Consider the following 12330-nt stretch of genomic DNA (forward strand, 5'->3'; position numbering starts at 1 on the left):
AGGCCGGATAAGGCGAAGCCGCCATCCGGCAACATTGCCGCGAAACGCGGGATGGCGCTGTGCTTATCAGGCCTACAACATCGCGCAAATAATTACCGATACACCGCGTTATGAAATGGGCTTAACGCCAGAATTACCGCCTGGTGATAGACGCTCGAACGTGTCAGTTTGCCCGCGGTAAAGACGCCAATTGCGCCCTCTTTACGGCCAATTTCATCAATACCCGTATAATCCGACATCACCGGACCAAGCGCTTCACCCAGGCGTACTCTGTCGAGAATGACGGCAGGCAATGGCAGCGTGGCAGAACGGGCTTCGCCACGCTGGATGCCGTTATCAATGACCACCCAACTGAAGGTGGCGTCATCGTCAATTCCCGCTTCAATAGCGACCCAGAAATCAGCCTGCGGGTGCAGGCGGCGCGCGTTATCAACGCGATTTCGTGCGCCAGTGCGCGTTTCCTGGTTTCCAAAAGGCTGTTCCGGCACGCCACTCTCGACGGCGATGGGTTCAATATGGCAGGATCCTTCCCCGAAAATCTCTTCAAATGCCCGCAGAATTGCCTGAATTTTGGCAGGATTGGTGGTCGCAGAGATAACCTTGTGCATAATTAAGCTCAGTTTGAAAATTCATCGCAGAGTCTACTCAAAGTACGACGAGTATATAACGGAAAAAAAGCATGTTACAGGTATACCTTGTTCGCCATGGTGAAACGCAGTGGAACGCCGAGCGACGTATTCAAGGCCAGTCAGACAGCCCACTGACCGCTAAAGGTGAGCAGCAAGCCATGCAGGTTGGTGAACGCGCCCGCTCGTTTGGCATTACGCACGTTATCAGTAGCGATTTAGGTCGTACACGACGCACTGCAGAAATTATCGCTCAGGCGTGTGGCTGTGAGATCACTTATGATGCGCGACTGCGTGAACTCAATATGGGCGTGCTGGAAAAACGCCATATCGATACGCTGACCCCGGAAGAAGAGAGCTGGCGTCGTCAGTTGGTGAACGGTACGGTGGATGGTCGTATTCCGGAAGGGGAATCGATGCAGGAACTGAGCGATCGCGTCAACGCGGCGCTGGCATCCTGCCTGGAACTGCCGCCGGGGAGTCGTCCATTGCTGGTGAGCCATGGTATTGCGCTGGGCTGCCTGGTGAGTACTATTCTGGGATTGCCTGCATGGGCTGAGCGTCGTTTGCGTCTGCGCAACTGCTCTATTTCTCGTGTCGATTACCAGGAAAGTTTATGGCTGGCACCGGGCTGGGTGGTTGAAACGGCAGGGGACATCTCACATCTGGACGCCCCTGCGTTGGACGAGCTACAGCGTTAACGGCGGATAGGAATCAGGAATTCGCAGCGCAGATTAATAGGGCGATCTCCCGCTTTGGCATCTTCTGCCGGGTAGTATCGCTCTATATCCTGCCCTTTACGGCGAGTCAGGTTCAGCATCGGCATGCAGGTGCCGTACACCGTCAGGATAAACTCCTGCACGCCCGTCCCCAGGCCCTCATAGGTAAACATCACATACTCGCCGCCCTGTAACAGGATGGGTTGCGCCGACTGCACGTATCCGTTGGCCTGGTCTGGTGTGAGCGCGGTGGTATAAAACACTTCCTGTTCGTCATCTTTCTCAATACTGGGGCGCGTTTCGTTGAGTCCGTACAGAACCTGCGGGATCGCAGGAGCCTGGCTGAGGAAGTCGCTCCAGAATTGGATCCGCATTTCATGACGGAAATCTGAAATCTGCTCAAGCGAGCAGGAATAACTCTGCGTGGTACCCAGCAGTGGTGTATCTTCCAGCGTTACAAACTCATGTGCTGGCATGGCAAATTCCCCGAGGCGCATTGGCGGGCGAATGCCGAAAGCACTCCATTCCGGTGAACGACGATACAGCGCAGGCGTCTGGGAAAATTGCTTTTTGAACGCGCGGGTAAACGTCTGTTGAGAATCGAAGCGATACTGCAGGGCGATGTCCAGTATTGGACGCGCAGTCAGGCGTAGCGCCACTGCGGACTTCGATAAACGACGAGCGCGGATATAGGCGCCAATAGCGTGGCCCGTCACGTCCTTGAACATTCTCTGCAGATGCCACTTGGAATAGCCTGCTTTTGCCGCCACATTGTCAAGCGACAAAGGCTGATCCAGATGGCCTTCCAGCCAGATTAAGAGGTCGCGAATAATGCCAGCCTGATCCATAAAATATCCTCATCCTTTCAACAACGAGTACCTGACGTCAGGTATGAGGATAATAGCATTTTTTGCTGTTTTAGCATTCAGTGTTTTTTTTGCTCATAAGTGCTTTTTTCGCACATACGAAAGCGTGATTATTGTAATCCTGTGATCTGTATACGTTTTATCTTAGAATGTCTAATAATTACACAGAGTAACATTTAAGAATGGTAACAATATGAAATATAAGAGCTTAGTCATTTCCTCAATTTTGCTGATGATGGCGCAGGTTGCCCATGCGGAGCAGATTGGATCTGTCGATACCGTGTTCAAAATGTTTGGACCGGATCATAAAATTGTGGTCGAGGCATTTGATGATCCTGATGTCACCAATGTGACCTGCTACGTTAGCCGCGCCAAAACGGGTGGCATTAAAGGTGGGCTGGGTTTGGCTGAAGATACTTCCGACGCTGCTATCTCCTGCCAGCAGGTGGGGCCGGTGGAACTGAGCGACAGAATTAAAAACGGCAAAGCCCAGGGCGAGGTGGTCTTTAAGAAACGTACGTCTCTGGTGTTTAAATCCTTACAGGTCGTGCGTTTTTATGATGCGAAACGCAACACGCTGGCCTATCTGGCCTATTCGGATAAGGTGGTTGATGGATCGCCCAAAAATGCTATCAGCGCGGTACCCATCATGCCGTGGCAGCGATAACAGGTAGGTAAAATGCAACAGGCGCTGATCTGGTTGGTTGAGGACGAGCAGGGGATTGCAGATACGCTTATCTACATGCTGCAGCAGGAAGGTTTTAGCGTTGAAGCCTTTGAGCGTGGATTGCCCGTGCTGGAAAAGTCACGCCAGAGATGTCCGGATGCGATCATTCTGGATGTCGGGCTCCCGGATATCAGCGGCTTTGAACTGTGTCGGCGACTACTGGAACGTCACCCGGCATTGCCAATTCTCTTTCTGACTGCGCGTAGCGATGAAGTCGATCGCCTGCTGGGGCTGGAAATTGGTGCGGATGATTATGTGGCGAAACCTTTCTCTCCGCGTGAGGTGTGCGCCCGCGTGCGTACATTGCTACGTCGGGTTAAAAAATTCTCTACGCCTTCACCGGCGACGCGGTGCGGTGATTTTGAACTCAATGAGCTTGCCGCACAGATTACCTGGTTTGGGATGCCGCTAAATCTGACGCGCTATGAATTCTTGTTGCTGAAAACATTACTGCTGTCGCCGGGACGCGTTTACTCACGCCAACAGTTAATGGATTTAATCTGGGCCGATGCCCAGGATACTTTTGAGCGAACGGTAGACACGCATATTAAAACGCTGCGTGCCAAACTGCGGGCCGTTAACCCGGAGCTCTCGCCGATTAATACTCATCGTGGTATGGGATACAGCCTGAGGAGCATCTGATGCGCATTGGCATGCGTTTGCTGCTGGGCTACTTTCTGATTGTCGCCGTTGCCGCCTGGTTCGTTCTGTCCATCTTTGTACAGGAGATTAAGCCCGGCGTACGTCGTGCGACGGAAGGTACGTTGATTGATACCGCTACGCTGTTGGCCGCGCTGGCGCGTGATGATTTGCTTTCTGGCTCACCTTCCCACGGCAGGCTGGCGCAGGCATTTTCGCAACTGCACGATCGTCCTTTTCGCGCCAATATCAGTGGCATTAACAAAGTGCGCAATGAGTATCACGTCTACATGACGGACGCGCAGGGCAAAGTGGTGTTTGATTCCGCCAACAAAGCCGTCGGCGAAGATTATTCTCGCTGGAACGACGTATGGTTAACGCTACGCGGGCAATACGGCGCTCGTAGCACGCCGCAGAACCCGGCCGATCCGGAAAGTTCGGTGATGTATGTTGCCGCTCCGATCGTTGACGGCGGGCGTATTATCGGGGTGCTCAGTGTCGGCAAACCCAATGCGGCAATGGCACCTGTTATTCAGCGTAGCGAGCGGCGAATACTGTGGGCCAGTGCCGTGTTACTGGGGATCGCCTTACTGATTGGCGCAGGAATGGTATGGTGGATAAACCGGTCTATCGCGCGGCTGGCACGCTATGCTGATTCTGTCACTGAGAATCGCCCCGTTGCGCTTCCTGATCTTGGTAGCAGTGAGCTACGCAAGCTGGCGCAGGCACTGGAAAGTATGCGCCTGAAGCTGGAGGGCAAGAATTACATTGAGCAGTACGTCTATGCGTTGACGCATGAGCTAAAAAGCCCGCTGGCGGCTATTCGCGGCGCGGCAGAAATTTTGCGCGAAGGCCCGCCGCCCGATGTGGTCGCGCGATTTACCGATAATATTTTGACGCAGAATGCGCGCATGCAGGTGCTGGTCGAAACCTTGTTGCGCCAGGCCAGGCTGGAGAACCGGCAGGATATTAGGCTCACATCTGTCGCAACAGACGCGCTGTTTACTCAGCTTCGTGAAGCCCGTAGCGTGCAACTGGCCGCAAAAAACATCACGCTTACCGTTGTACCTTCATCGCTGACGGTTGCCGCCGATGCTGCACTGCTGGAGCAGGCGTTGGGTAATCTGCTGGATAACGCCATCGATTTTACGCCGGAGAACGGGACAATTGTATTGAGTGCGCATCCGCAGGAGGACCGCGTCACAATACAGGTCAGTGATAACGGCAGTGGCATACCAGACTTTGCGTTGCCGCGTATTTTTGAGCGCTTCTATTCGCTGCCCCGTGAGAATGGGCATAAAAGCAGTGGGCTGGGGCTGGCGTTTGTCAGTGAGGTTGCGCGATTGCATCGAGGTGACGTGACGTTATGCAACCGCCCAGAAGGCGGGGTGCAGGCCTCGTTTACACTTCATCGTCACTTCACATAACTTCAAATTCCCCGCACATAGCTGTTCTATCTTGCTGATATCGCAAAGGAGAACGCTATGTTTAAATCACCCCTGTTTTGGAAAATAGTCACCTTAGGTGGCGCTATGCTGTTGCTGTTAATTCCCCTGACGATGGTCAGGCAGATAATTGTTGAGCGGTCGGACTATCGTAGTGAGGTAGAAGATGCTATCCGACAGAGCACCAGCGGACCGCAAAAGGTGGTAGGCCCGCTGATTGCCGTCCCGGTGACTGAACTGTATATCGAGCTGGAAGGTGACAAACAGATCCAGCGAAAACGTAGCTACATCCACTTCTGGTTGCCGGAATCGCTGGTCGTTGAGGGTAACCAGAACGTTGAAGCGCGTAAGATAGGTATTTATGAAGGACAGGTCTGGCACAACGATTTATCGGTGAAGGCCGAGTTTAATGCTGAACGCCTCAGTGAACTGAACCGTCCCAATATCACCATCGGCAAACCTTTTGTGGTGGTTGGGGTGGGCGATGCGCGCGGTATTGGCGTCGTGAAGGCTTCGCAGATCAATGGAACATCGTTGGCGGTCGAACCTGGTACAGGATTGGATAGTCGTGCTCAGGGGATCCACATTCCGCTACCGGACGCCGGCTGGGCGGAAAAAAATCTCAGTGTTGTGTTGTCGCTTAATCTAAGTGGAACAGGTGATTTTTCTGTTGTCCCGGTTGGTCGTAATAGCGAAATGACCGTGACCAGCAACTGGCCACATCCTAACTTCCTCGGTGATTTTCTTCCGCCTAAGCGTGAAGTCAGTGAGTCAGGATTTAAGGCGCAATGGCAAAGTAGCTGGTTCGCGAATAATCTGGGAGAGCGCTTTGGTGATGAGAAGATTGGCTGGCAGGGTATGCCCGCATTTAGCGTCGCTGTGGCTACGCCTGCGGATCAGTATCAACTGACAGATAGAGCAATAAAGTATGCCATTTTATTGATTGCACTAACTTTTATGTCTTTCTTTGTGCTCGAGAGTATGACCAGCCTTCGACTGCACCCGATGCAATATCTGCTGGTGGGATTATCACTGGTGATGTTCTATTTGCTGTTGTTGGCGCTGTCGGAGCATGTTGGCTTTACTGCCGCGTGGATTGTCGCCAGCCTGGTTGGCGCGCTGATGAACGGCGTGTATTTACAGGCGATACTACAGGGATGGCGTAACAGTCTGTTTTTTACCGCAGCATTGCTGGGACTGGATGGCGTGATGTGGGCACTGTTGCGTTCGCAGGACAGCGCTTTACTGCTGGGCTCGGGTGTACTGTTACTGGCGCTTTGTGGGGTCATGTTCCTGACGCGTCATCTTGACTGGCACGCGCTTGCACAGCCAAAGCCCAAAAAGGAGAACGCACCTGAGGACGATGAATTACGGTTGTGGAAATAGGGACGTTGTGAAATGAAAAACGGCGCATAAAGCGCCGTTTTTATACCAGTCAGGATGACATTAATCCTGCAGGTCGCCGCAAAAACGGTAGCCTTCACCGTGAATGGTAGCGATGATTTCTGGTGTATCCGGCGTGGATTCGAAGTGCTTACGAATACGGCGGATTGTTACGTCAACGGTACGGTCATGCGGCTTCAGTTCGCGACCGGTCATTTTTTTCAACAGTTCTGCGCGAGACTGGATCTTGCCCGGATTCTCACAGAAGTGAAGCATGGCACGGAATTCGCTACGTGGCAGTTTATACTGCTCGCCGTCAGGACCAATCAGAGAGCGGCTGTTGATGTCCAGCTTCCAGCCATTGAACTTGTAGCTTTCGACGCTACGACGCTCTTCGCTCACTGTGCCCAGATTCATGGTACGGGACAGCAGGTTACGAGCACGGATAGTCAGTTCGCGTGGGTTAAACGGCTTGGTGATGTAATCGTCAGCGCCGATTTCGAGGCCGAGAATTTTATCGACTTCGTTATCACGGCCCGTCAGGAACATCAGTGCAACGTTAGCTTGTTCGCGGAGTTCACGCGCTAACAGAAGACCATTTTTACCTGGCAGATTGATATCCATAATCACAAGGTTGATGTCATATTCAGAGAGGATCTGATGCATTTCCGCGCCATCTGTCGCCTCGAATACATCATAGCCTTCCGCTTCGAAAATGCTTTTCAACGTGTTACGTGTTACTAACTCGTCTTCAACGATAAGAATGTGCGGGGTCTGCATGTTTGCTACCTAAATTGCCAACTAAATCGAAACAGGAAGTACAAAAGTCCCTGACCTGCCTGATGCATGTCGTAAATTAACATGATCGGCGTAACATGACTAAAGTACGTAATTGCGTTCTTGATGCACTTTCCATCAACGTCAACAACATCATTAGCTTGGTCGTGGGCACTTTCCCTCTGGACCCGACAGTGTCAAAAACGGCTGTCATCCTAACCATTTTAACAGCAACATAACAGGCTAAGACGTACCGGACACCCAATAAAACTACGCTTCGTTGACATATATCAAGTTCAATTGTAGCACGTTAACAGTTTGATGAAATCAACGTATCTAAATGATAGCTTTCATCACAAAATTGCAATATTACAACTAGTTGCACGCGCTAATTAATAAATGTAATGAATCCAATTTATGAGAACCATTCTAAATTAAATTATCATGGATAAACAGAAGGATATGCAACTTCTGTTAACATAAAAAGCAATAGTACAGACAGGAAATAGTTTAGCATTTTTTACTGATTGTGAAATGCTTTTTCAGTGATTTCTGTTAAAAATATGTAAATTCGCGCTGCGTAATATGTTGATGCACATCACATAATTATCTGCAGACCGGTCAAAAAGAGTATCAAAATGCATTTAACAATTATTCTGGTTGCTCCAGCCAGAGCCGAAAATATTGGCGCGGCAGCTCGTGCTATGAAAACCATGGGATTCACACAATTGCGGATCGTTGATAGCGAGGCTCATCTGGAGCCTGCGACGCGATGGGTGGCACATGGTTCAGGCGACATTATTGATAATATTAACGTTTTTCCAACGTTAGCCGATGCGTTGCACGACGTTGATTTTACCATCGCCACCACGGCTCGTAGCCGCGCGAAGTTCCATTATTACGCCACTCCGGTCGAGCTGGTTCCCCTGTTGCAGGAAAAATCAACGTGGATGGATCACGCCGCGTTGGTGTTCGGTCGTGAAGATTCGGGGCTGACAAACGAAGAATTAGCGCTAGCGGATGTGCTAACTGGCGTACCGATGGTGGCTGACTATCCTTCACTGAATTTGGGGCAGGCGGTGATGGTGTATTGCTATCAATTAGCAGGTTTAATACAACAACCGGCAAAAAACATTAAGGTGACGGATGAGCTTCAGTTGCAGGCGTTACGTGCCCGGGTTTTGCAATTATTAGCCACGCTGGACGTTGCGGATGATATCAAGCTCACGGATTGGCTACAGCAGCGGATGGGGTTGTTAGGACAGCGAGATACTGCAATGTTGCACCGTTTTTTACATGATATCGAAAAAAACATTACAAAATAAAATGTCTTATTTTGTTTGTTTTTTAGTGTTTGATTCTGACTTCAAGTGGGGTGTGCATACTGTATTGGTTGAAAATAAAAGGGCAAGCAGTCGCTCGTGAACAAGTTTCGGAATGTGATCAATTTAAAAATTTATTGACTTAGGTCAGCAGATACTTTAACCCTAAAAGAATACAGCACAGACAGATAACCCGTCATACTTCGAGTTGCATGTACGTTAGCTGCATTTGCTTACCGGCAACGCGAATTATTTTGGGTACATAATTACAGAGCACACAACATCATGAAACGCATCAGCATCACCATTACAACAACCATCACCATTACCACAGGTAACGGTGCGGGCTGACGCGTACAGGAAACACAAGAAAAAGCCCGCACCTAAACAGTGCGGGCTTTTTTTTCGACCAAAGGCAACGAGGTAAACCATGCGAGTGTTGAAGTTCGGCGGTACATCAGTGGCAAATGCAGAGCGCTTTCTGCGAGTTGCCGATATTCTGGAAAGCAATGCCAGGCAGGGGCAGGTCGCGACGGTTCTTTCTGCCCCTGCAAAAATTACCAACCATCTGGTGGCGATGATTGAGAAGACCATCGGTGGTCAGGACGCTTTAGCCAATATCAGTGACGCCGAACGTATTTTCTCAGAGCTTTTGGTTGGTCTTGCCGCCGCGCAGCCGGGCTTCCCGCTGACACAGCTTAAAGCCTTCGTTGAACAAGAATTTGCCCAAATTAAACATGTCCTGCACGGTATCAGCCTGCTGGGACAGTGCCCGGACAGCATTAACGCTGCGCTTATTTGTCGTGGCGAAAAAATGTCGATCGCTATCATGGCAGGCCTGCTGGAAGCGCGCGGGCATCACGTTACCGTTATCGATCCGGTTGAGAAACTACTGGCGGTAGGTCATTACCTCGAATCTACCGTTGATATCACCGAATCTACGCGTCGCATCGCAGCCAGCCGTATTCCAGCAGACCATATGATTTTGATGGCAGGCTTTACTGCCGGGAATGAAAAAGGTGAGCTGGTGGTGTTGGGGCGCAATGGCTCTGACTACTCTGCCGCTGTGCTGGCTGCCTGTTTACGCGCGGACTGTTGTGAGATCTGGACCGATGTTGACGGCGTATATACCTGTGACCCACGCCAGGTTCCTGATGCCAGGCTGTTGAAGTCGATGTCTTATCAGGAAGCGATGGAGCTTTCTTACTTTGGCGCTAAAGTATTACACCCGCGAACCATTACCCCGATTGCCCAGTTCCAAATCCCTTGCCTGATTAAAAACACCGGAAACCCACAAGCGCCAGGTACACTGATCGGTGCCAGCAGCGATGAGGACGATTTGCCGGTAAAAGGTATTTCTAACCTCAATAATATGGCGATGTTCAGCGTGTCGGGACCCGGGATGAAAGGCATGGTAGGCATGGCGGCTCGCGTTTTCGCGGCGATGTCTCGTGCCGGTATCTCGGTGGTGCTGATCACGCAGTCTTCTTCAGAATACAGCATCAGCTTCTGCGTACCACAAGGCGACTGCATACGGGCGCAGCGGGCGATGCAGGATGAATTCTACCTCGAGCTGAAAGAAGGGCTGCTGGAGCCACTGGCGGTGACTGAACGCCTGGCGATTATCTCAGTGGTTGGTGACGGCATGCGCACGCTGCGCGGTATCTCGGCGAAATTCTTCGCCGCGCTGGCCCGCGCCAACATCAATATCGTGGCCATCGCGCAAGGATCGTCTGAACGCTCTATTTCGGTGGTCGTCAATAACGACGACGCAACCACGGGTGTGCGTGTGACCCATCAGATGCTGTTCAATACGGACCAGGTGATCGAAGTCTTTGTCATTGGCGTTGGCGGTGTAGGTTCCGCACTGCTTGAGCAGCTCAAGCGTCAGCAAAGCTGGTTGAAGGGCAAACATATCGATCTGCGTGTGTGCGGTGTGGCGAATTCGAAGGCCTTACTGACGAATGTTCACGGTCTGAATCTGGAAAACTGGCAATCGGAACTGGAGTGCGCGAAAGAGCCTTTCAACCTCGGCCGTCTGATCCGTCTGGTAAAAGAATACCATCTGCTTAACCCGGTGATCGTCGACTGTACGTCAAGCCAGGCGGTGGCAGACCAATATGCCGATTTCCTGCGTGAAGGTTTCCACGTGGTCACCCCGAACAAAAAAGCCAATACCTCGTCGATGGATTACTACCATCAGCTACGTTTCGCTGCCGCGAAATCCCGGCGTAAATTCCTGTACGACACCAACGTTGGCGCAGGATTACCGGTTATTGAGAACCTGCAAAACCTGCTTAGCGCAGGTGATGAGCTACAGCGTTTCTCCGGTATCCTCTCCGGTTCGCTGTCGTTTATTTTCGGTAAACTGGATGAAGGGATGAGCTTCTCGCAGGCCACCACGCTGGCACGGGAGTTGGGTTACACCGAACCCGATCCGCGTGATGATCTCTCTGGTACGGATGTGGCGCGTAAACTCCTGATTTTGGCCCGTGAAACGGGTCGCGAACTGGAGCTTTCTGACATTGTCATTGAGCCGGTCCTGCCAGAAGCATTTGATGATTCTGGTGATGTTTCCGCGTTTATGACGAATTTGTCGCAACTGGACGATGAGTTTGCCGCTCGCGTCGCGAAAGCCCGTGATGAGGGTAAGGTATTGCGCTATGTTGGCAATATCGAAGAAGACGGTGTGTGTCGGGTGAAAATCGCCGAAGTGGATGGCAACGATCCACTGTTTAAAGTGAAAAACGGCGAAAACGCGCTGGCATTCTACAGTCATTATTATCAGCCATTACCGCTGGTGTTGCGTGGGTATGGTGCGGGTAACGATGTCACGGCGGCAGGTGTATTTGCCGATCTTCTTCGCACCCTTTCATGGAAGTTAGGAGTTTAATATGGTGAGAGTTTACGCCCCGGCTTCCAGTGCCAATATGAGCGTCGGGTTTGATGTGCTTGGCGCGGCGGTCACGCCCGTGGATGGTTCACTGTTGGGTGACGTGGTCTCGGTTGAGGCGGCTGACCAGTTCAGCCTGAATAACCTGGGGCGCTTTGCGAATAAGCTGCCACCAGAGCCGCGGGAAAATATTGTCTACCAGTGCTGGGAGCGCTTCTGTCAGGAACTGGGTAAAACCGTTCCGGTGGCGATGACGCTGGAAAAAAATATGCCGATTGGTTCCGGGTTAGGCTCCAGTGCCTGTTCCGTTGTGGCCGCACTGGTGGCGATGAACGAATATTGTGGTAAACCGCTCAACGATACGCGGCTGTTGGCGATTATGGGCGAACTGGAAGGGCGTATCTCCGGCAGCATTCACTACGATAATGTCGCTCCGTGCTTTTTGGGCGGCATGCAGTTAATGATCGAAGAAAACGGCATTATCAGCCAGCAGGTGCCAGGCTTTGATGAGTGGCTGTGGGTACTGGCGTATCCAGGCATTAAAGTTTCCACGGCGGAAGCGCGGGCGATTTTACCTGCACAGTACCGTCGTCAGGACTGTATTGCCCACGGGCGGCATCTGGCTGGGTTTATTCATGCCTGCTATTCCCGTCAGCCGGGGCTTGCCGCGAAGCTGATGAAAGATGTGATTGCTGAGCCATACCGTACCCGCTTGCTGCCCGGCTTTAGCCAGGCGCGTCAGGCGGTAGCGGAAATCGGCGCGCTGGCTAGCGGCATTTCCGGGTCAGGGCCGACGCTGTTCGCCTTATGCGATAAGCCGGATACGGCACAGCGCGTAGCAGACTGGCTGGGTAAAAATTACCTGCAAAATCAGGAAGGCTTTGTTCATATTTGCCGGTTGGATACGGCGGGCGCACGGGTACTGGGATAATC

General features: G+C 51.7%; 13 protein-coding genes and 1 other annotated feature. Of the genes, 10 read left to right on the top strand and 3 right to left on the bottom strand.

Features of this window, described 5'->3' with window-relative positions:
• Nucleotides 1-92: 92 nt before the first annotated feature.
• Entirely contained in the window at nucleotides 93-608 is a 516-nt protein-coding gene (gene yjjX / locus OGX95_RS19815; RefSeq protein ID WP_271441701.1) for an inosine/xanthosine triphosphatase, read from the bottom strand.
• 71 nt (nucleotides 609-679) lie between these two features.
• Here yjjX and gpmB point away from each other — a divergent pair, with 71 nt between their 5' ends.
• The gene (gene gpmB, locus OGX95_RS19820; RefSeq protein ID WP_286630685.1) at nucleotides 680-1327 is read left to right on the top strand and encodes a 2,3-diphosphoglycerate-dependent phosphoglycerate mutase GpmB; all 648 of its coding nucleotides are present in this window, start codon (nucleotides 680-682) and stop codon (nucleotides 1325-1327) included.
• Here the strand turns inward: gpmB and robA are convergent.
• Complete coding sequence (gene robA / locus OGX95_RS19825) at nucleotides 1324-2193, bottom strand: MDR efflux pump AcrAB transcriptional activator RobA (RefSeq protein ID WP_286630686.1); 870 nt, start codon at nucleotides 2191-2193, stop codon at nucleotides 1324-1326. The genes gpmB and robA overlap by 4 nt on opposite strands.
• Nucleotides 2194-2404: 211 nt before the next feature.
• Here robA and creA point away from each other — a divergent pair, with 211 nt between their 5' ends.
• The 4 genes from creA to creD are packed head-to-tail and all read left to right on the top strand — an operon-like array spanning nucleotide 2405 to nucleotide 6408.
• A complete protein-coding gene (creA, locus tag OGX95_RS19830; protein ID WP_137383793.1) occupies nucleotides 2405-2878 on the top strand; it encodes a protein CreA in 474 nt (157 codons plus the stop codon).
• A 12-nt stretch (nucleotides 2879-2890) separates the two neighbouring features.
• Nucleotides 2891-3580, top strand: a complete 690-nt coding sequence (gene creB, locus OGX95_RS19835) for a two-component system response regulator CreB (protein WP_286630687.1) — start codon at nucleotides 2891-2893, stop codon at nucleotides 3578-3580.
• The gene (gene creC / locus OGX95_RS19840; protein ID WP_286630688.1) at nucleotides 3580-5004 is read left to right on the top strand and encodes a two-component system sensor histidine kinase CreC; all 1425 of its coding nucleotides are present in this window, start codon (nucleotides 3580-3582) and stop codon (nucleotides 5002-5004) included. The genes creB and creC overlap by 1 nt, the downstream gene beginning before the upstream one ends.
• 57 nt (nucleotides 5005-5061) lie before the next feature.
• Nucleotides 5062-6408, top strand: a complete 1347-nt coding sequence (gene creD / locus OGX95_RS19845) for a cell envelope integrity protein CreD (RefSeq protein ID WP_286630689.1) — start codon at nucleotides 5062-5064, stop codon at nucleotides 6406-6408.
• Between the two features lie 60 nt (nucleotides 6409-6468).
• Here creD and arcA read toward each other — a convergent pair whose 3' ends face one another.
• Nucleotides 6469-7185, bottom strand: a complete 717-nt coding sequence (gene arcA / locus OGX95_RS19850; protein WP_286630690.1) for a two-component system response regulator ArcA — start codon at nucleotides 7183-7185, stop codon at nucleotides 6469-6471.
• A gap of 95 nt (nucleotides 7186-7280) precedes the next feature.
• On the opposite strand from arcA, the gene yjjY reads away from it, so the two are divergent.
• The 5 genes from yjjY to thrB all read left to right on the top strand — a co-directional run bounded on the left by yjjY (nucleotide 7281) and on the right by thrB (nucleotide 12328).
• On the top strand, nucleotides 7281-7421 hold the full coding sequence (gene yjjY, locus OGX95_RS19855; RefSeq protein ID WP_001541509.1) for a YjjY family protein: 141 nt from the start codon (nucleotides 7281-7283) through the stop codon (nucleotides 7419-7421).
• A 399-nt stretch (nucleotides 7422-7820) separates the two neighbouring features.
• Complete coding sequence (locus OGX95_RS19860; protein WP_286630691.1) at nucleotides 7821-8507, top strand: tRNA/rRNA methyltransferase; 687 nt, start codon at nucleotides 7821-7823, stop codon at nucleotides 8505-8507.
• A gap of 277 nt (nucleotides 8508-8784) precedes the next feature.
• Nucleotides 8785-8911 (top strand) — a sequence feature (Thr leader region).
• The gene (gene thrL / locus OGX95_RS19865) at nucleotides 8790-8855 is read left to right on the top strand and encodes a thr operon leader peptide (protein WP_032337689.1); all 66 of its coding nucleotides are present in this window, start codon (nucleotides 8790-8792) and stop codon (nucleotides 8853-8855) included. (Overlaps the previous feature by 66 nt.)
• A gap of 23 nt (nucleotides 8912-8934) precedes the next feature.
• On the top strand, nucleotides 8935-11397 hold the full coding sequence (thrA, locus tag OGX95_RS19870; protein ID WP_286630693.1) for a bifunctional aspartate kinase/homoserine dehydrogenase I: 2463 nt from the start codon (nucleotides 8935-8937) through the stop codon (nucleotides 11395-11397).
• A 1-nt stretch (nucleotide 11398) separates the two neighbouring features.
• Entirely contained in the window at nucleotides 11399-12328 is a 930-nt protein-coding gene (gene thrB, locus OGX95_RS19875; RefSeq protein WP_286630694.1) for a homoserine kinase, read from the top strand.
• Nucleotides 12329-12330 lie beyond the last annotated feature (2 nt).

It is taken from the genome of Citrobacter sp. Cu233 (genome assembly GCF_030332225.1).
Lineage (GTDB): Bacteria > Pseudomonadota > Gammaproteobacteria > Enterobacterales > Enterobacteriaceae > Citrobacter.